This window comes from Carnobacterium gallinarum DSM 4847, from assembly GCF_000744375.1.
Lineage (GTDB): Bacteria > Bacillota > Bacilli > Lactobacillales > Carnobacteriaceae > Carnobacterium > Carnobacterium gallinarum.
Genome location: NZ_JQLU01000003.1, coordinates 216,059 through 237,556 on the forward strand (window position 1 = coordinate 216,059; position 21,498 = coordinate 237,556).

The following is a 21,498-nucleotide window of genomic DNA, read 5'->3' on the forward strand; positions in this document are numbered from 1 at the left end:
AGCATTTCCTTAACCACTTTTTAACATATTATCACCTAATTTTAATATTTTCAATATATTTGTTCTTTTTTTTAACCTTATTTTAACATATTCATTTAAACACATTTGTTGTCTTTACAAAAAAGTCTATTAACACTGCCTTTTTGTTATTTTCTCATTTTTCTAAAAATTATCATAAAAATTAAAAAAAAAGACTTTTATTTAATAAACACTTAAAATCTCCTTTAACTATTTGTTTATACAATAACCTGGGGCAAATTCTCAAAAAAGTAAACATCCCAAGACATCCATTTTGCCAAATGGTGATTTCTTAGGATGTTTACTTTTTAATTGATTGAGTTTTATGCAAAATTGTGATTTTATCCTCCCACAACCTATTCGCTCATTAAAATAAGCGACTATTTACAATTTTATTATAGGCTCTAGCAGTAAATAGATAAAAAATGAAATAAATAAAAATGAAACTCCCGCAGGCAATATATCCTAGGAAAGACTTTGTATCCATTAGAAAAAATGAAATTGCTCGAATGGCTATAATGGTATGCATCAAGCCAATAATCATTGGTAACGCAAAAACAAATGCCGTTTGTTTATAAATTGAACTTTTTATTTCTTCAGAACTTACCCCAATTTTTTTTAGAATATGATAATGTTCACTTTCCTCTTCTGCTTCTGTTAATTGCTTCAACATAATAATGCTACCTGTAGCAAACATAAATACTAGTCCTAGAAAAACGGCGATATACATCGTTGATCCAATAGATAGATAAATGGTTTCTTCAAATGGCAATCGTAAATTAATTAAATTCCTTGGAAGAGAGGCTTCATCATGATCAGGAATAGTAATAAAAATATTATTATTACTATCTTTTATTTTTTCAGTAAGTTCTTGATTTAATTTTTGACTGCTTTCGTAATTTTTCAACATTAATCCCGTTCGATTAAAGCTTGTGACTGGATGGTTGATTGCAGCAAAGGTTTTATCTGTAACTACTAAGACATCCCCATTTGCTGCTGGACTGCCAAACGGAAAAGCTGTTGAAACGCCTTGAATAGTTAAGTCGATAGATTCATTTTTTAATTCAATTCGTTTTGATACCGGATCACCCAACACTGCTGCAAAATAATATTGACTAATAAAATAAGTAGATTCAGGTGTATTTAATTGAATTTTAGAACCATAACGTGAGATTTCTACTGCTTGATTATAAGCTGATTCTGAAATTATACTGTAAAGATGAAATGAATCCCCTTTTTGATTAGGATATAAATCATCATCGTTTGCAAGAACTGTTTTATACGTGGCTGTAAATTTATTTGTAATAGGAAATTCAGGATATTTTTTGAGTGTTGATTCTATGATCCCCTTTGCTTCACGATTACTGGATTCGTAATGTAAATCAAAGGAACTTTCATAGTTAATCTGGCGTTCTGAAAAAGAATAAATAAGAGCTGCACCTCCAACTGCGCAGAGAGTGGTAGCACTTAAAACAGCAATAGTTGCTAATGTAGCAGCATTTCGTCTTAAGCGAAATAACAAATTGCCGATTGTCACCAAATTCATACCCTTATAATAAATTTTTTTATGCTTTTGACCAAATTTAATAACTAGAATTAAAAAAGAATTAAAGAATAGATAAGTCCCTACTACAACATTAAAAAGAATACTTAAGACTGCAAACAAAAAGATATATCCACTATTTTTATACCCTACATAATCAATAATCGTAATTAAATTTAATGCAATCGCATAACCAAAAATCATCATCGCAATTCCTAAGAAACCTAATACACTCGTCACCCAACTTGTTTTCGGCAGTCGTTCTCCAACTGTATTCGCTTTAAATAAATCGACAATTTTATATCGATAGACTAAGCTAGCATTTTGCAACGCGACAATGATAAAAATAATAACAAAAACCGTAATCGTTTGACCAATAGTAGGGAACGATAATCTAAAAGGCAGCTGTATCGTTAAATGCATCGTAGCAAATAAAATCATTGTAAATAGTTTTGACAATAAACTACCAAAAATAATACCGATAACTAAAGCCAAAGCTCCTAAAAAAAGATTTTCTAAAAAAAAGAGTTCAGCAATCTGCCACTTACGCATTCCTAATATATTGTATAAACCAATTTCTTTTTTGCGTTTTTTAATAAAGAAAGCATTTGAATAAAACATAAACAAAATAACAAATAATAAGATCAAAATACTACTTGCTTGCAATACTGCCTCTATTTTAAAACTTTTTTCAGCGGCATCTTGCAATGTTTTATTATATGACATAGAAATAAAGGTAAAATAAACCATGATTGAAAAAGACATCGAAACAAAGTAAACAAAATAATCACGGAACTGGGTCTTCATATTTTTATAAGCAAGCTTAGCTAAGGTCATGAATCACGCCTCCGCCAATTGTTGCTTGCATATCAATTATTTTTTGAAAAAACTCTTTTCGCGTTCCATTTCTAACAATCTCAGCAAACAAAAGACCATCTTTTATAAACAGTACTCGACTGCAATAGCTGGCAGCAAATCCATCATGGGTCACCATCAAAATTGTTGTCGCTTCCTTTTGATTAATTCCAGAAAGGTATTGCAAAAGTTCTGTTGCTGATTTTGAATCTAAAGCACCTGTAGGCTCATCTGCAAAAATTAATTGTGGATCTGTAATCAAGGCTCTTGCTGCTGAAACACGTTGCTTTTGTCCAATTGATATCTCTGCTGGATATTTATTAATGATTGCATCAATTCCTAAAATTTTCGTTACTCTTGCAACTCGTGCTTCTATTTCTGATACTTCTTGCTTATCTAATGCCAAGGGCAATAGAATATTTTCTTTCACTGTTAATGAGTTCATTAGGTTAAATTCCTGGAAAATAAACCCTAATTCATGCCGTCTAAATTGGCTTAAACGACTATCCTTCATCAACGTAATATCTTGACCACCAATTTTTACATTTCCTGAAGTGGGTGTATCAATCGTTGACATAATATTTAATAAGGTTGTTTTTCCAGCACCGCTTGGACCCATAATACCAATGAATTCTCCCTGCTGAATATCAAAGCTGATATTCTCCAAAGCTGTATATAAGTTACCTTTTCGTCCGTATGTTTTTTTAATTGATTTACTTCAACTATTCGATTCATCATTTCAAAGAGGCTCCTTTCATTCTGTCATTTTGTTTATTTTAGTTTAACAAGAAACTACTCATTGGGAAAGTGAATTCTCTTACAACCTTTCTTTTTAACTTACAGTATTGTCATCCTTGACTTTCAGACATTTTATGAATATCATTTATAAATAACATGAAAATTAAAATTTTCTCACTAAATTTGTTAGGTTTTATTAAATTTTTTTCTATGATGGTTGCATCTACAGACCACATTGTTTAACATAGAATTATACAGATAAAAATAAAGTACAATCTTGATAGAAAAGAGGAATTTCTGTGTTTAAAGTGATGATTGTAGAAGATGATGATATAATTCGTGATAATATTGCGGATAGCCTACTAAAATGGAATTTTGATTGTTATACTACCACTGATTTTGCGAATACTTTAAATGATTTTATTGAAGAAAAGCCACACTTAGTGTTGTTAGATATTAATCTACCCATTTATGATGGATTTTATTGGTGTCAAAAGATTAGAGAAATTTCAAAAGTACCGATACTCTTTATTTCCAGTCGCAATACAAATATGGATATGGTAATGGCCATGAATATGGGCGGCGATGATTTTGTCAATAAACCTTTTTCAATTGAGGTTTTAATCGCAAAAATCAATGCCTTATTGCGTAGAACATACAATTATGCAGATCAAACTACCGATGCGATTCAGCATAATGAAGTTATTTTGAACTTGCAAGATGGTTCTGCTACTGTCTCAGGAACCCATATTGACCTTAGCAAAAATGAATATAAATTGTTGCACCTTTTAATGAAAAATCATGGAAAAATTATTAGTCGAGAAAAACTATTACGAGGATTATGGGATGATGAACGTTATGTGGATGATAATACCTTGACTGTAAATATTAATCGTTTACGAAAAAAAATTGAACAAGCTGGTGCTGTTGGATATATTGAAACGAAAATTGGACAAGGATACATTATTCCATAGTACTGAGGTGAATATATGAATGCATTTAAATTTTTAAAAGATCAATGGATTTTAATTGTTTTTTGGTTTTTCGGCTTGCTCATTCTGAATTTAGTCCTCATTTTAGACCCGAATCAAACGTTCACAACGGATAACTTAGTATATGTATCCCTACTTTTAACAGTTTTCTTTCTTTTCCTATTAACTGGACTTTATATTTATTACTCACGTTGGTTCCGAGTAATTGAAGAAAAACGTGAAGCCGGTGAAGACGGGCTGCTTTCACCACTAGATGCAGCAATGAACGAAGAACAAAAATTTATTCAAGGATATATCAATGATCTCCTTATTCTTCATCAAAAGGAAATGAATCGCTTAAGTAAAAATCAACAGGATCAAAAAGATTTTGTTGATAGTTGGGTCCATGAGATTAAAGTCCCATTAGCAGGTACAAAATTAATTATTGAATCAGTAGAAGATGATATTTCTGAAAAAAAATATTATCAATTAGAAAGTGAATTGAAGAAAATCAATCATTATGTCGAACAAGTTCTCTATTATTCAAGATTAGATAGTTTTTCAAGAGATTACTTACTTCATGAATATAGTTTAGAAAGGATTGTCAATAATATCATCCGAAATAATGCGACTTATTTTATTCAAAATCAGTTGGCTTTTGAATTAACTGGTGACGATCAAAAAATTCTCACTGATGAAAAATGGCTGCATTTTATTTTAGAACAAATCATTTCAAATTGTATAAAATATACTCCTAAGGGCGGAAAAATCTCAATCCAAATTAGCAAAAATAATCTAGGTGTTTGGCTTGCTATTACTGATACGGGGATTGGAATTCCTGAAGAAGATCAGCGTCGAATTTTTGATAAAGGATTTACTGGATTTAATGGTCGGAATGATACAAGTCATCATTCTACTGGGTTAGGACTTTATCTTGCAAAAAATCTAGGTGAAAAATTAGGTCATCAGTTATTTGTTGAATCGACTGTTGGTAAGGGAACCACATTTAAAATACTCTTTCCCTTCCTCACCTATTTTAATGAAGAAAATCAAGAAAGCCAGTTTTTAACAACGGATTAATCAAAAATACCTACTCTTTTATGACTTTGTAGTACTCCCAAATTGTATTTTGGGAGTTGCTACTATATCAAAGAGTAGGTATTTTTATTTAGTTTAATCGACAGCCTTAGCCCATAATACAACTGAATTGGTTGCTAGAGATTGAGGAACATCAATAATTCGTTGATTGGAACTTCCGCGAAATTGTAACGTTAAATCCTTTTTAGCTAATTCAAAACGACCATCTACTACGATATCCAATAAGGAAAGAAGCTCCAACTTATCGGGCGTTTCCTCCATCAGCTCATCCCAGCGATAGCCCGTCCATGACCAGATATCTTTTGTTTGACCAAATTCTTGACGAATCCGTTTGGCTAAACCGATTGTAATCTCTGTATTTAAGAACGGCTCACCGCCTAATAAGGTCAAACCTTGAACATAAGGTTGACGCAAGTCCGCAATAATTTGATCCTCTAATTCTTGAGTATAGGGCGTTCCATAATTAAAAGATTGCGCAATTTTATTGTAACATCCTTCGCAAGCGAATAAACAACCACTAACATATAAACTACAGCGAACACCTTCCCCATCCACAAAATTAAATGCCTTATAATCTGCAATTTTATTTTGAGAAACTTGACTAGATTGCCATTCTTTTGGCTTTGGATTACGCATTTTCTTCACCTTTTTCTTCAAACTAAATGGTACGTAAATAGTCTAAGACTCTTACATACCATTTTGCTTTATTTCATATGTTTCACACGAGAAGAGATTTCTTTATGACGACCATGAACCATTGGGCGAGCTTGAGGATTCCCTAGATAGCCACAAGTACGTTTCACAACATCACACGTTTTGGGATCATGATTGCCACATTGAGGACATTCAAATCCACGTTCAGTTGGTTCAAAATCACCTTCAAAATCACATTCATAACAATGATCAATTGGTGTATTTGTTCCTAAATAACCAATTTTATCATAAGCGAAATCCCAAACAGCTTCTAAAGCTTTGGGATTTTGACGCATATTTGGATATTCACAATAATGAATAAAACCACCACTAGCAAATTTAGGATAATCCATTTCAAAGGTTAATTTTTCAAATGGCGTTGGGCTTTTACGCACATCATAATGGTAACTATTTGTATAGTATTCTTTATCCGTAATATCTTTAACTAAACCAAATTTCTCTGTATCTAAGCGGCAGAAACGATCTGTTAAGCTTTCACTTGGTGTGCCATAAACACTAAAATGATAGTCATATTCATCTGACCAAGCATCTGTATGTTGTTTTAAGTTTTTAAGGATGTCTAAGGTAAATTGTTTTGCTTCTTGATTATGTTCCCATTCGCCACCATAAAAGGCTGTAGCGACTTCATAGAGACCAATATAGCCTAAAGAAATCGTTGCTCGACGGTTTTTAAATAGCTCATCAACCGATTCATCTTTAGTTAGTCGTTCTCCAAAAGCGCCGTGCATATACAGAATCGGTGCATTACTTGGTGTAGCTTCTTTTACTCGCTCAACACGATAAACTAAACCATCTTTACAAATTTCCAAACGTTCATTTAACAAGGTCCAAAATTTTTCTTGATTGCCTGCAGCTTCCATGGCAATTCTTGGTAAATTTAATGTCAATACCCCTAAATTCATACGTCCAGAATTGACCTCAACGCCATTTTCATCTTTCCAACCTTGTAAGAAAGAACGACAGCCCATTGGTGTTTTAAAACTACCTGTTAATTCTACTAATTTGTCATACATCAGGACATCTGGATACATGCGTTTTGTTGCACATTCAATTGCCAATTGTTTCATGTCATAGTTAGGGTCCGTAGACTCTAAATTTAATCCACGTTTTAATGTATAAATTAATTTTGGAAAAATAGCGGTACGATGTTCTTTACCAATCCCTTTAATTCGGACTTGTAAAATAGCTTGTTGAATCTCACGTTCAATCCAGCTAGTTCCCAACCCAAATCCTAATGAAGTAAAAGGAGTTTGACCTTGTGAAGAATAAAGCGTATTAATCTCATATTCTAAGCTTTGCATCGCATCATAAATATCTTTTTTAGTTTTTTCTTCAGCAAACTCTAGTTGACGCTCTTCACCATCGATCCATTCTTTAGCGGCTGCTAAATGCTTCGTATAGTTCAATTCAGCAAATGGAGCTAGCGTTTCGTCAATTCGATCTGCACTGCAACCACCATATTGACTAGAAGCCACATTTGCTATGATTTGTGCCATTTGAGCTGCTGCCGTTTGGATTGATTTTGGACTTTCAACTTCTGCATTTCCAATTTTAAACCCTTCAGTTAACATGCCTTTAAAGTCAATTAAACAGCAGTTTGTCATTGGTGAGTATGGTTGGTAGTCTAAGTCATGATAATGAATGTCCCCTTTTTGATGGGCATTGGCAACATGTGCTGGCAACATTTTTAGTCCCATCGATTTCCCAACAATTCCAGCTGTTAAATCACGTTGTGTGTTAAATACTTCACTATCTTTATTCGCATTTTCATTCACTACAGAACGGTCTTTATTGATTAATTTCTCAATAGTAAAATTGATATCCGTTGATTGAGTACGATCAAAATCACGTTTTGTGCGATAATTAATATAGTGATCAGCTAATTCTATTTTTTTCTCATCTAAAAGAATATGTTCAACAATATTTTGAATTTCATAAATTTTAATATCCGTTGGAAAACGCTCTGCAATTTCTTGGTCAATTTTATCAATAATTGCTTGAATTTCTGCTTGCGTTTTTGATGTTAACTCACCATTTACTTGTCTTTCAGCTTTTACTAAAGCCTCATAAATTTTTTGGTCATCAAATTTCACTAAACGACCATCTCTTTTAATAACTGACAAGTTCAATAGTTTACTATCAAAATTATCTACCTCTAAATCACTAGTTGTTACGTCCATGATGTGATCCACACTCCTTTAATTATTGCTCTACATCATTTTAGCACAATTCTATTTTTTTACAAACCATATCTAGTATGAATTTCTTTCTATTTAACTATTGACAACTATATATGGTATATGCTGATTAATTAGTCAATTCCACTAATTAATCTTTTCCGGCTAATTTCAAGCTCTAATAAGAAGTAGGACTTATCTGATTTATGCTATTCAAAATAAAAAACATACGTTAAATTGCGTTAAAACGCTTTTTATTTTTTTCACAATCTAAATGTAAAAAAGTTTAAAAATGAAGCTTGTTCCTTCAAGCTTTCAAACTTTTTTTCAACAAAATCAAAAAAAAAGTTTAAAAAATAAAATTAAATGAGTTTTTCACTTAATTTTTTAATAGTTACAGGACTATTCTCAGATGATTTTAAATAAACAATTTTTCAAGCTAAAATAAAACTGTATCCTGAAAGCAAATTTATTTTAATTTTTTTCATCACTAAGATTTCAACTGAACGATATTCATTATTTTTAAGAACTTTTAACTCAAAAAAGGATATTTATAGAACTATCAAAAAAGAGTACGAATGCTATCTTTAGTATAATTACGTTTAATTATTGTTTCAAGTAAGAATATATCATTCAAATGCCGATCATGAATCAGAACTGTAACACTTTTTTCATTATCAACACTATCTTGATTTTTTCCCGAACATGGTCTAGAACCTTAATATTGTTATCCTATCCACCTGACCATCACGAACAACTGATAGGGTGTAGATAAAAAGAGCCTCATCTTCTTTTAAAATAAAGTTAAACTTTGCAGCTGAATTCAATGTGTTTGGATTCGTCAATGTATCGGACATTAATGTATAGGTATCTAGTGAATTAGGCTTGGCAATCTTGACAATTCGTCACTAAAAACAATAGTCACGCTCTTGTGCCACTTGCTTTTTATCATGTTTTAATATTTTCTTGTTTTACTTCAGCAGAACTTAATTCAGAGGCTAAAATATAAACTCCTTCTATTTTATAAAATAGCTTACGCCATAACAAAAACACATGTTATCAATTATCTAAAAAAGTTTACCTTCATTCATTTGTACTAACTACTAGTCTTTAAAAAAATTTTCACTTTTCATTTATCTGTTGCTATTCTGATTTAAAATATAACTATCTATTTTATTCAGAATTTTTACTAAACCATGATTTAATTGTCAGCTAAATCGGAATTTCTTAGCTTCATTGTAACAAATGCATGCAGTTATTCTATTATAATTTTGTACTTGCATTTTTTATTATATTCCTAGAATAAATAAAAAAACCCACTCAGTAATCGAGTGGGTTTTAAAACATTCCTAATACAATCGTAACTTTATTTACCTAAAGCTGTTTTAGCTTGTTCAGTTAACGCTGTGAATGCTGCTGCATCATGTACTGCGATATCAGCTAACATTTTACGGTTAATATCAATCTCAGCTAATTTAAGACCGTGCATTAATACACTGTAGCTCATGTTATTCATACGAGCTGCTGCGTTAATACGAGCAATCCATAATTTACGGAAATCACGTTTCTTTTGACGACGATCTCTGTAAGCATATTGATAAGATTTCATCACTTGTTGATTTGCTACTTTAAATAATTTACTTTTTGCTCCGTAATAACCTTTTGATAATTTTAAAATCTTTTTACGGCGTTTACGGGTAACTGTTCCACCTTTAACACGTGGCATAGTAATTTCCTCCTTATAAGAAATTTTCTATTTTAGAAAATTCTTTTCACTAATTTTTTAATCTGCTATCCATCTTAGTACTAAGTACCGACTTCATAGCGTAAATGTGCAGCAAATGAAAAGATTTATTTCATTTGTGATAATTGTTGACGAATACGTTTGAAATCGCCTTTTGAAATCATACCAGCTTTACGTAATTTACGTTTTTGCTTTTGTGATTTATTTGCAAACATATGGCTTGTGAAAGCGTGATGACGTTTTAGTCCGCCGCCACCAGTTCTTTTAAAACGTTTAGCAGAACCACGGTGTGTTTTTTGTTTTGGCATTTGTATTTCCTCCTTAAAAATCCATCGATATTACTTATCATTCTTTGGTGCTAACACCAAGAACATACTACGACCATCCATTTTAGCTTTTGATTCAACTGTTGAAATATCAGCAGTTTCGTCAGCTAATCTGTTTAAAACTTTTTGACCAATCTCTTTATGAGTAATGGCACGACCTTTGAATCGAATTGATGCTTTAACCTTATCCCCTTTTTCAAGGAATTTACGAGCATTACGTAATTTAGTATTAAAATCATTTAAATCAATTGTTGGACTCAAACGTACTTCTTTTACATTAATGATCTTTTGGTTTTTACGGGCTTCACGTTCTTTTTTCTGTTGCTCAAAACGGAATTTACCGTAATCCATGACACGAGCAACTGGCGGTTTTGCTGTTGGTGCAACTAAGACTAAATCTAAGTTAGCTGTTTCAGCAATTTGTAAAGCTTCACTCTTTGTTTTCACTCCAAGTTGTTCTCCATCGCTACCAATCAAACGTAATTCACGAGCACGAATGCCGTCATTTACCATCATATCTTTTGCTATGGTCATTCACCTCCATTAATTTCAGAGAAAGTACAGCAGAAAAATAGACGAGTTCTACTGAACCCGCCTATAAATATCCGAACTTATACGTTAAAATATAAGTATTCATCGTTTATATTATCTAGCCCAGCAACATAGGGTTACTAAGGCGAGAAGCGGGTGCTCCTGCTTTATTTTCTCAACTTTTAAATAATACCATGATTTCATCATTGTGTCAAACTATTTTATATAATTTTTAGCGAGTACTTCCTTTGCTGAAATATTGCGTCCCTGCTTGCATCGGTGTTCCAAACAATTCGCTGATTGTAACAAATTTATATCCTCTAGCGGTTAACTCTTTTAAAATTCGATCTAAAGCATCTGCAGTCGCAGGTTGAATATCATGCATCAATACAATTGAACCAACCCCTGAACTTCTCATCACTTCTTGATAAACAGCCTCAGAATTCTTTGTTTTCCAATCTAGCGTATCCACTGACCATTCCACAATTGGCATTTTTACATCTTTAGTCAGGCCTTTAATTGAACCATAAGGTGGACGCATAAACTGAACTGGATACCCAGTTGCATCTAAAACAGCTTTATTGGTTTTATTAATTTGGTCTAGTGCTGCTGCTTTAGGTAACGAAGCTAAATCAGGGTGACTCCAACTGTGGTTGCCAATCTCATGACCACCAGCAATTTCTTGTTGTAACAAATTAGGATAAGCCGACGCATTTTTCCCTAAAATGAAAAAGGTTGCTTTTGCATTGTATTTTGCCAAAGTCGCTAAGATTTTTGGCGTTAATGCTGGATCAGGTCCATCATCAAAAGTTAAAGCAATGACTTTTCCTTCAACAGGTGCAATGGCTTGTTGTTCTCTAATTCTTTTTAGACGTTCTTCTTCTTGCTGACGCTCAAGCTCTTCTTGTTGAATTTCAGCTGCTACTTTTTGATTTAATTCCGGAGTCATATACTCCGTTTTTAAGCTCCGTCGCAACTCGTTCTTAGTTAGTCCTATTTTAACCGTTCCCTGACTTGACGCAAACTGAAAGAGAATTTCTTGGTTCGATACTTGGTAATGAGTTGTTTCTTCATTTACTTGTTGAGTTAATTGTTGACGTATTTCTGTTTTAATCGTATCAGGAAAATAAGTATCTGTTTTAATTTTTTCAGTTAATCGTTCACTTAATTGATTGATTCCATGTTGTGGATCAGTGAATAGTTCTGCTAAAGTTAAATTATTCCCTGTTTGGGAAGAGATTGTTTCAAATTCTGTTTGTTTAAATGGAAGACGTGCAAATGATACTGGAAAAACAGCTAAATTAGGCATTAATTGTTCTTTAATTTGGTAGGTGGTTGTTCCTGTTGATGTAACATCTTTTCCCCAATCAATTAAGTAGCCTTTTAATTCTGGTAAATAATTTTTTAATACCCTACCTGCTTTAATTTCTGCAACTCTTCTTTGAATGTAGTCTTGAATTTGATTTTTTGAAACCAAATCTTTTGTATTGTTTATATAGTAAAAAGCCATTCCGGATTCAGTATAAGCTGTCCTTTGATATAAATTTTCTTCCGCTTGAATTTGATTTTTTGTAAAAAAAAGGAAACTACCAACACTTATACCCACAAGTATACAAACTTTTAACAACTTCACTATACTTCACTCCAATTTCTTATAGTACTAATTCCATTTATTTATAGTAACTTCCAACAGTTATAATTGTAACATTTCTGTAATATACATTACAATAATAAAAACTTTAAGAATTCATTATATTTTATTAAACCTATATCCTCCTACAAAAAACCGAACGAAAACATAGAATAGCCTTATTTCTGGCTCTATCAATTTATCTTATAACTATTTATTATCGCCCAAACACATTACTAAATATTAGCTTGTTCCTATGTAAATCATTACTTGAATATCTGGTCAAGTGTCGCTAGAAAGATAAACTGATTCACCAATCGCTTTATTTCTAAAGATTCTACTCCTCTTAGAAAAATTGAATATACAGTCTAAATGAAATCCTGCTACTATCTACACGATTATTCAAATCTCATTATTAAAAAGCCAGAAAGACACGAAAATCGTCTTTCTGGCTTTTTAAATGACTAGTTCATTATATGATAGGCATCGCTATAATTTTTCTTACTCCACTGCATTCACGATAAAATTGAATCAACGCAATGATGAAAACTAAGTTTTTATGAAGGATAACGTCACCTCGACTGTCCTTCCTTGCACTATTCAGAAAAGGGGAACTAATTGAGTTCCCTCATTAGTTCCCCTTCCTATAAATAAATTTTATTTACTAAAATTCTTGATTTCAGCGACAACTGCATCTAAGAACATATTGAATTCTTCAGTAGTTGTTTCTTTTTCACCATATTTACGAATCGTTACAGTCGCTTCTTCGACTTCTTTATCCCCAACCACTAATTGATAAGGAATTTTTTGCATTTGAGAAGCACGGATTTTGTAGCCCATTTTTTCGTTACGATCATCTACTTCTACACGCATGCCCATTTCAGTCATACGTTCTTTTAGTTCATAAGCGTAATCCGCATGTAAATCCATATTCACTGGAATAATTGTTGCTTGAACAGGAGCTAACCACGTTGGAAATGCACCTTTGTATTCTTCAGTCAAATACGCTACAAAACGTTCCATTGTTGAAACAATACCGCGGTGAATAACAACTGGACGATGAGTATTTTCACCATCTTCACCTACATATGTCAAATCAAAACGTTCTGGTAATAGGAAATCTAATTGGATTGTTGATAATGTTTCTTCAATACCTAACGCAGTTTTTACTTGTACATCGACTTTAGGACCGTAGAAAGCTGCTTCCCCAACAGCTTCAAAATACTCAAGTCCCATTTCATCCATAGCGGCTTTTAGCATTTCTTGAGCTTTTTCCCACATTGCATCATCATCAAAGTATTTATCTTTATTTGCAGGATCACGGTAGCTTAGACGGAAACGATAATCAGTAATATCGAAATCATCATAGACTGCTAGCATTAATTCCATAGTTCGTTTGAATTCATCCTGAATTTGATCTGGACGGACAAATGTATGACCATCATTTAAGGTCATTTCACGAACACGTTGTAAACCTGAAAGGGCTCCACTCTTTTCATAACGGTGCATCATGCCTAATTCGGCAATACGGATTGGCAATTCACGGTAACTATGGATATCATTTTTATATACCATCATATGATGTGGACAGTTCATTGGACGTAAAACTAACATTTCACCGTCACCCATATCCATTGGTGGGAACATATCATCATGGTAATGATCCCAGTGACCAGATGTTTTATATAAATCAACATTTGCCATAATTGGCGTGTACACATGTTGGTAACCTAAACTGACTTCACGGTCAACAATATAACGTTCGATAACACGACGGATTGTTGCTCCTCTTGGTAACCAGAATGGTAAACCAGATCCAACTTCTGGAGCAATCATAAATAAATCAAGTTCTTTACCTAATTTACGGTGATCACGAAGTTTAGCTTCTTCACGCATTTTGATAAATTCTTTTAATTCTTTTTTATCAAAAAAGGCTGTTCCATAAATACGTTGCATCATTTTGTTATTTGAATCGCCACGCCAGTAAGCGCCAGCTAGTGACAATAGTTTGAAGACTTGAATGCGACCAGTTGAAGGAACATGAACTCCACGACAAAGATCAACAAAATCGCCTTGATCGTAAACGGTAATTGTTTCATTTTCTGGTAATGCCGTAATTAATTCAACTTTGTAAGGATCATCTTTGAATAAATCTAAAGCTTCTCCGCGGCTAACTTCTTTACGTACGATTGGGTTATTTTCTTTAACAATTTTCATCATTTCAGCTTCGATTTTTGGTAAATCTTCTTCTGTAATTGGTGTTTCTGTATCTGTATCATAGTAGAAACCATTATCAATTGCTGGACCAACGCCAAAGTGAATATCTGGATACAAACGACGTAGGGCATTAGCCATTAAATGAGCTGATGAATGACGAATGATTTGTAATGCATCTTCATGATCTGGTGTGATAATTTCAATAGAGCCATCTGCTTCTAACGGACGAACTAAGTCCACCAATTCTCCATTGAATTTTCCGGCTAAAGCTTTTTTAGCTAAACCGTTACTGATGCTTTTTGCAATGTCTAACGTTGATGAACCGACAGGAAATTCTTTTACTGCGCCATCAGGAAATGTAATTTTAATTTCTGACATTTTTTATTCCTCCAATTTTTTATGTTTGTTGATTAAATGATAAGTTAGATACGCCACTAAATTCCCCATAAAAAAAGTCCCTTTTATAAGTCAAATAAACTTATAAAAGGGACGAAAATTTCGTGGTTCCACCCAAATTTCAAACCTACTATCACTAGTAAATTCTCTCTAGGCTGGATAACGTCAGCAAAACGGTCAACTGCTAATTCAATAAATGGTTCACAGCAACACTTGAAAGTGGTCAAAATCAGCTCATAAATAGAATACTTGCAGCAACTGTATTCCTCTCTAATAAATAGAATTCTAATTTTGGTATCTTTCTCATTGATTTAATCTATTGGTATTATTAAACCACTTTTCTTTGTGAAATTCAAGTTTTAAATTTCATTCTGTTAATAATTACGACGATTTTTCCCCGTCATATTGATTTCTTTACTTAAATAGCGAATTCGTTCCATAATTCGTTTGGCTTTCAAGGGTTCATCTTCTCCCCGTTGACTCGTTCGTAAATGTTCATTTTCTAAATTCTTCATGTCAAAATTAGATGAAAAGAAAGTCGGCAGTTGTTCTTGCATTCGATATTGTAAAATAACCCCTAAAACATCATCACGAATCCAGCTAGACATCGAATCTGCCCCAATATCATCTAGCATTAAAATTGCTGATTTTTTAATCGTATCTAATTTTTCACTCATATCGTTTTTCCCAATAGATTGTTTCATTTCTACTGCAAATGAAGGAAAGTGCAGCAAGGTTGTTGTATAGCCATTTTTAGCTAAGTCATGGGCGATTGCACCTAATAAATACGTTTTCCCAACACCAAATGAACCTTGTAAATACAACCCTTTATGGAATCCCTTAGGATCTTTTAAGAAAGAATCGATAAAATCTAAAGCTTCTGATAACGCTTCACGGCGTTCATCTGTCATTTGGAAATTAGCTAATGTAGCAGTACGAACATCTTTTGGCATATCCATTGAATTCACTCGACGTCTAATTTCATATTCCTTCTGCTTAGCAATTAATTCTGCAGTAGGAACATAGGTTACATCAATAACGTGAAAATTCATAAATAAGGTTGGGCGATAACCTGGCGCTAACATCCCTTGATTTTGTTCAAACTTTTTCTTTTCTTGTACAAATTCATATAGTTTTGCATAACTTTTTTCAATCTGACTATCGGTTAATTTCTCACGATTTTCAGCAATAAAGGCCGATACATCTGGATCTTTCAAGACTTCTTGAATCAAACTTTCATATTGTGAAGTTAAATTACGCTCTTTAATAATTTTAGTTAGACCTTTTCCCATATCTTCCATTAGTTGTCACCTTCCTTTCCTACATTTTGAATACGGGCAATACGTTCCATAAAGGCTTTTTGATCTGCCTCGCTCATTGGTTTTTCCTCAGGAACGACCTGATTTTCTTTCGCCCATTCTGGCAAACTTTCTTGACGATTCCGTTGATTAGTTGAACTACCATTGTTGTATTGAGCTGCCTTTGGACGTGAATAAGACGCTTTTTGTTCCTCACGTTTTTGTTTTTTTGCTTCATTTTCACGATATAAATCTTTAACTTTTTTGATGGCTGCTTCTGGAGACGTAACTTTTGCTTGGCTCCAATCATTTGCGATACTATCCGCTAAATTCTGAGTTAATGTTGGATTTCCTCTAGCTACTAAAACATAATGAATCAAGATATTAATCACTGATTTTGGCAAATTTGATTGACGAATCAGGTTCTCAACTGCCCACTCTTCATTACGTGCAACATAACCGCCCTTTTGTTTTTTTATACTAGCAATAAAATCAAATGGTGTGATGGCTTCACTTGTTTCAATCAAAGCAATATCGGCATCAGAGAATCCTTGATGACGCAAATCATTTTTCCTAAATTGTTTTTTATTTTGTTCACTAGAAATATCTTTTGCTACAACTTCCTTAACTTCAATTGGTTGCTTTTGATCCTGATGATAACTAGCATATACGAGTTGTTTTAGTTTCTTTTCATCCACCATTCCTGTATCAATATCACAAGCTTGCAGAACTAATTTTTGCATTTCTAACTCATCAATCCCATACATTGTATGCAATACTAGCATTACTTTTTCGATATCAGCTGTAATGGATGAACGTTTAATGTATTGACTAGACAGTCCCGCATAGAAAAATTTCAAATCAAAGGTCTTTGTATCTAATTGAATTCCTGCAACTTCTTGATTGACACCGATAATTGCTGTATTTTCTTTGAGTAGAGTGCGTTCCTCTTCAAGTCGTTGTTCATCAAAGCTAAAGACATCTAAGAAATTTTTTGTGACTTCTTGATACTCTATTAAATCAATTGGTGACACTGTAAATCGTTGACGTAAATTTTTATATTTTCGTTTGCCAACTGTTTCTAATAATAATAAACTCAAGAGATCATCATTGAAGAATCGTTCTACCGATAAGGGTGATTTTAATTCATAAAGAAATAATTTATCTGATTCTTTTTTTAAATAAGTTTTTAACAGACCTAAAGCTTCTAGCTTAATTCTCGCTTGATAAAGCTCTGGAATGCCAATATTGAGAATGGACAACAACTCAGAATGAAGAATTCCATCACTCCAATACGTTTCTTCACCAACCTCAGACCACAATGTCATATATAAACTATACGCCGTTGCCCCTGTTAATGGTTGGTATAAAAAGGTGAGAATCTTTTGATCAGCATCCGTTAGCATTGTACTTTGTTTTACTTTAAACCCATCTTTAGGACTTATACTTTTCCAAGGATAGTTCATAGTCATTCACACCTTTCTTTGATTATTTTTCTTTATCTTTTAACTTTTGTAATTCCTTTAAAAAGAAATCCATATCTTTAAATTCACGATATACACTCGCAAAGCGAATATAGGCGACTTCATCAACTTCAGCCAATCGCTGCATAATATACTCACCAATTAAAGTTGTTGAAACTTCACTTTCGCCTAAACTGCGAACTTTATTCTCAACTTCATCAACCATCCGCTCTACTTGTTCCATTGCGACAGGTCTTTTTTCACAAGAACGAATCAATCCACGTAGAAGTTTTTCACGATTAAATTCTTCTCTTGTTCCATTTTTCTTCACAACTAACAACGGAGATTGTTCAATTCTTTCAAATGTTGTAAAACGAAAACTACAGGCTTCACACTCGCGCCTTCTTCGGATAGCTCGTCCATCATCAGCTGGGCGACTATCCACTACTCTAGAACCATTATTTTGGCAGCTTGGACATTGCATTTTCATCATCCTTTTTTATATTCTATCTAATTTTTTGTTATTTTATGTTTTAATGGTGCTTTAATGAATTCATTTATCAAGACCTATTCTATTTTCAAAATAGGCACACGATCTCTAGTTTAACTTATTTTCTACATTGATTATAACATAGCTGTCTATAGTGTGAAAAGCCTTATAGAAACAAGAAAAAACTTTCTAACTAGTCTTTATCACTAGTTAGAAAGTTTTTTTGATTTAACCAATCATCTACTTGTTTTTTCGTATTTTCTGGCGTACCACTATTGTCTATTATCGTATCGGCTAATGCCATTTTTTTTTCAATTGGCATTTGGGAGTCCATTCGTTGCAAGGCCTCTTCTTTAGTAATTCCATCCCGTTTCATTAAACGCTCTAGTTGCAACTCTTCTGGAATTCCTACAACCATAACTTCATCCATCATTTCTTGATAATTGGCTTCATACAGTAACGGAATATCCATCACTACTAAATCTGCTCCACTTTGAATAGCTAAGTCTTTCTGCTTCGCAATCCAAGCACGAATATAAGGTTTTAATAGTTCATTTAGCTTGACCCGTTTGGCTTTATCTTCAAAGATAATCTTCCCTAAAGCCTTTCGATTCAATTGTCCATCTGCTTGTAAAATCAGTGGCCCAAAAAAATCAGCAATCGCTTGAAGACCTGGGGTATTTAATTCAACAACTGCTCGCGCACCCACATCTGCATCAACAATCGGAAAACCATACTCTTTAAATAACTGACTGACTGTTGATTTCCCTGTTGCAATGCTACCTGTTAGGCCTAAAATATAGGTCATCCTGTTTCCTCATTTCAATCTAAGTCTTTAATTAAGTCACTGGCAAAGAATTTTTATCTGTTAAAATTTGACATTGAGGGCAATAATGAGTTCCTCGTTGCGCAACTTTCATTTTCTTAATCGGGGTACCACAGCGAACACAAGGTTCACCCGTTTTGCCATAAACTAATAGTGCAACTTGGAATTTCCCAGCTTCACCTAAAGCATTCTGATATGTTCTAATAGTCGTTCCACCTGCTTCAACGGCTCTACCTAAAACATCAATAATCGCATGATATAGTCGCTTAACCTCAGCTGATGTTAAAGAATTCGCCGGACGTAAAGGGTGAATTTTAGCTTCATATAATGATTCATCTACATAAATATTCCCTAACCCAACAACTATTTTTTGATCTAATAGTAAGGGTTTAATCGCTCTAGCTTTCGTTTTTAAGGCTACTTTAAACGGTTGTAATTTGAACATTTCTGGAATTGGCTCTGGTCCCAAATCTCTGATTCCAGTCACTTCATGTTGCGTGCCGATTGGAACCAAAGTCATCCGTCCAAATTTCCGAACATCTAGATAGCGCAAATCTCGTCCATCAGTCAAATGAAAGACGACATGCGTATGTTTTTTTAGTGGTTCACCTGTTTGTTCAACTTCATATTTTCCTTCCATTCGTAGATGAGAAATCATCGCCCAATGATCTAAGATGAAAATCAGGTATTTTCCTCGTCGATCAATTCTATGAATCGTTTCACCTAACAGCTCATTTCTAAACGCTTCACTAGAGAACGGCGGCGTAATGATTCGATCCCAATAAACATCTACATCGGCAATCGTCTTTCCTGCTACAAGATTCGTTAATCCTTTGCGGACAGTTTCGACTTCTGGTAATTCTGGCATGATTTTAACCTCTTTCCGATCTAACTTGTTTGCAACAAGCTAGAGTATTTTCTTCGTATTTTAAATCAAATAATTTTCAACCATTTGATTATGCTTCACTTATTTTGCTTAATTTTCCTATTTATAGAAAGGTTAAGCTGTAATCTTTCGCAATTACATAAATAATTGTACACTTTTTTATAGAAATTTGCTTCATTTTTATTTCTTTTAAGTGATCTCAATTGAGAAAAACACTTTCCAAATTTTGGAAAGTGTCTATAGGATTCATGAGTTTTGCTAATCTGCATCGAAAGAATCTTGGAAGTGACTAATAAAGTCAATCACGGATTTATCTGATCCAAAAAGAATTTTTAACTCAAAATAAGAGAAAAGAAAAGTAGGTGAGAAATTAAAATTCCTCACCTACTCCATGATTTTAGTTAATTGATTCTTCACCAACACGATTCGACAAAGAGTCTCAATATAAAAAAACAACATCATAATTGTTTTCACATGATGTTGTTTTTTTATTGGTATTTCTATTTATAGAAGCGAATATTTTAGTTAGGTGAATTTATTTAATTTCGATTGAATTTTCCAATTCCAATAATTTGTTACATATTTTAAACAAATAAAATCCAATCACACCGCCTAATACATTTGTTACCAAATCCATTACATCAAAAACTCTATTCCCTAAATAGAAATAATTCAATATCAATTGAGTGGTTTCTATAAAAATACTAAAAATAAAAGAAGAAAAGAAAATTCGTTTTAAATTATTAAATGAGCTGAATAATAATGGTACAAAAAATCCATATGGAACAAATAAAAGGATGTTTCCCAATAGGTTATATGCAGAATAGTAAGTTAAAGTTGACAGTAATTCAAACGGATTTTTTTCAAACATATAACCAGTACCGTAGCTTGATGAATTTTCAATAATGGTACTGTTAATTATTGAAATTGGAAAAATAGTATAATCTGCTAGTTTATATAAATATATAAGAAAGAAAGTAAATAAAATTGCTTTCAACCAATTTTGTTTTTGTTTTTTTGCTAGTTTCCAAATAATTAATAGGATGAATCCAACAAATATTGGGAAAAATAACAATATTGTATTTAAGAATAAGTCCGGAGCATAAAATTCTCCATCTATTAATATCATTTATACTCACCATCTTTACTAATCAGAAAGTGTTCCACTTACTGTTTGTGTAGTATTGCTCTTTCCACTAAAAAAAAGTAAATAATAATTTGAACCAGTTTGATCAGTTTTTGTTGGGAAATTTTTACTACCTGTAGTTGCACTCACTGTTCCAAATGATTTATCAACAGCCCATGTATTTCTATATAGTGTTACTTGTGCTGTGCCAGGACCACTTTTACTTGAAATGTTCAGCCTAGCAGTTCTTCCAGAATTTAAATAATAAAATTTACCATTTGTTTTACCATTTGACCTTCCATTACCAGAAGCGTATGTCTGCCACTGAACCCATACTGAAGCTGATGCAGCAAATGCTTGAGGTAAAAATGAAACAATTAAAATTGAAACAGAAACAATTATAACCAAAAATTTTTTAACCATATTAAGCCTCCTTTTTTAGTCTTATTTA

The 21,498-nt window shown here is 33.0% G+C and carries 18 protein-coding genes and 1 other annotated feature; of the genes, 2 read left to right on the plus strand and 16 right to left on the minus strand.

Annotated features, from left to right (window positions below; translation table 11 throughout):
* Positions 1 to 385: 385 nt before the first annotated feature.
* On the minus strand, positions 386 to 2,398 hold the full coding sequence (locus BR43_RS01985) for an ABC transporter permease (RefSeq protein WP_034558940.1): 2,013 nt from the start codon (positions 2,396 to 2,398) through the stop codon (positions 386 to 388).
* Positions 2,385 to 3,083 (minus strand): ABC transporter ATP-binding protein, encoded by a 699-nt coding sequence (locus tag BR43_RS01990; protein WP_281173945.1) that lies wholly within the window; start codon positions 3,081 to 3,083, stop codon positions 2,385 to 2,387. The genes BR43_RS01985 and BR43_RS01990 overlap by 14 nt, the downstream gene beginning before the upstream one ends.
* Before the next feature lie 370 nt (positions 3,084 to 3,453).
* Here BR43_RS01990 and BR43_RS01995 point away from each other — a divergent pair, with 370 nt between their 5' ends.
* Positions 3,454 to 4,128, plus strand: a complete 675-nt coding sequence (locus BR43_RS01995) for a response regulator transcription factor (protein ID WP_034558942.1) — start codon at positions 3,454 to 3,456, stop codon at positions 4,126 to 4,128.
* A gap of 15 nt (positions 4,129 to 4,143) precedes the next feature.
* Positions 4,144 to 5,205, plus strand: a complete 1,062-nt coding sequence (locus BR43_RS02000) for a sensor histidine kinase (protein WP_034558944.1) — start codon at positions 4,144 to 4,146, stop codon at positions 5,203 to 5,205.
* A 93-nt stretch (positions 5,206 to 5,298) separates the two neighbouring features.
* On the opposite strand, the gene nrdG is transcribed toward BR43_RS02000, so the two are convergent.
* From nrdG to BR43_RS02070, 14 genes are all read right to left on the minus strand, one after another.
* Entirely contained in the window at positions 5,299 to 5,859 is a 561-nt protein-coding gene (gene nrdG / locus BR43_RS02005) for an anaerobic ribonucleoside-triphosphate reductase activating protein (protein WP_034558946.1), read from the minus strand.
* Positions 5,860 to 5,927: 68 nt separating this feature from the next.
* Positions 5,928 to 8,117, minus strand: coding sequence for an anaerobic ribonucleoside-triphosphate reductase (gene nrdD, locus BR43_RS02010; protein WP_034558948.1), 2,190 nt, complete (start codon positions 8,115 to 8,117; stop codon positions 5,928 to 5,930).
* A 1,363-nt stretch (positions 8,118 to 9,480) separates the two neighbouring features.
* Complete coding sequence (gene rplT / locus BR43_RS02015) at positions 9,481 to 9,840, minus strand: 50S ribosomal protein L20 (RefSeq protein WP_034558950.1); 360 nt, start codon at positions 9,838 to 9,840, stop codon at positions 9,481 to 9,483.
* Between the two features lie 125 nt (positions 9,841 to 9,965).
* A complete protein-coding gene (gene rpmI / locus BR43_RS02020; protein WP_034558951.1) occupies positions 9,966 to 10,166 on the minus strand; it encodes a 50S ribosomal protein L35 in 201 nt (66 codons plus the stop codon).
* Positions 10,167 to 10,196: 30 nt separating this feature from the next.
* A complete protein-coding gene (gene infC / locus BR43_RS02025; protein WP_034558953.1) occupies positions 10,197 to 10,718 on the minus strand; it encodes a translation initiation factor IF-3 in 522 nt (173 codons plus the stop codon).
* A 27-nt stretch (positions 10,719 to 10,745) separates the two neighbouring features.
* Positions 10,746 to 10,889 (minus strand) — a sequence feature (ribosomal protein L20 leader region).
* A gap of 58 nt (positions 10,890 to 10,947) precedes the next feature.
* Positions 10,948 to 12,348, minus strand: a complete 1,401-nt coding sequence (locus tag BR43_RS02030; protein WP_245617795.1) for a polysaccharide deacetylase family protein — start codon at positions 12,346 to 12,348, stop codon at positions 10,948 to 10,950.
* Positions 12,349 to 13,002: 654 nt separating this feature from the next.
* Positions 13,003 to 14,940: a threonine--tRNA ligase gene (thrS, locus tag BR43_RS02035; RefSeq protein WP_034558955.1), complete on the minus strand. Its 1,938-nt coding sequence runs from the start codon at positions 14,938 to 14,940 to the stop codon at positions 13,003 to 13,005.
* 392 nt (positions 14,941 to 15,332) lie between these two features.
* Positions 15,333 to 16,259, minus strand: a complete 927-nt coding sequence (gene dnaI / locus BR43_RS02040; RefSeq protein ID WP_034558957.1) for a primosomal protein DnaI — start codon at positions 16,257 to 16,259, stop codon at positions 15,333 to 15,335.
* Entirely contained in the window at positions 16,259 to 17,722 is a 1,464-nt protein-coding gene (locus tag BR43_RS02045; RefSeq protein WP_034558959.1) for a replication initiation and membrane attachment family protein, read from the minus strand. Before BR43_RS02045 ends, dnaI begins: the two co-directional genes overlap by 1 nt.
* Before the next feature lie 22 nt (positions 17,723 to 17,744).
* Positions 17,745 to 18,203 carry a transcriptional regulator NrdR gene (nrdR, locus tag BR43_RS02050; RefSeq protein WP_034558960.1) on the minus strand — a complete coding sequence of 153 codons (459 nt, stop codon included), beginning with the start codon at positions 18,201 to 18,203 and terminating at the stop codon, positions 17,745 to 17,747.
* A gap of 199 nt (positions 18,204 to 18,402) precedes the next feature.
* Positions 18,403 to 19,017: a dephospho-CoA kinase gene (gene coaE, locus BR43_RS02055; RefSeq protein ID WP_034558962.1), complete on the minus strand. Its 615-nt coding sequence runs from the start codon at positions 19,015 to 19,017 to the stop codon at positions 18,403 to 18,405.
* Between the two features lie 31 nt (positions 19,018 to 19,048).
* A complete protein-coding gene (gene mutM, locus BR43_RS02060; protein ID WP_034558964.1) occupies positions 19,049 to 19,903 on the minus strand; it encodes a DNA-formamidopyrimidine glycosylase in 855 nt (284 codons plus the stop codon).
* Positions 19,904 to 20,456: 553 nt separating this feature from the next.
* Complete coding sequence (locus tag BR43_RS18925; protein ID WP_051933777.1) at positions 20,457 to 21,050, minus strand: VanZ family protein; 594 nt, start codon at positions 21,048 to 21,050, stop codon at positions 20,457 to 20,459.
* Between the two features lie 18 nt (positions 21,051 to 21,068).
* Positions 21,069 to 21,470, minus strand: a complete 402-nt coding sequence (locus tag BR43_RS02070; RefSeq protein ID WP_034558966.1) for a hypothetical protein — start codon at positions 21,468 to 21,470, stop codon at positions 21,069 to 21,071.
* Positions 21,471 to 21,498 lie beyond the last annotated feature (28 nt).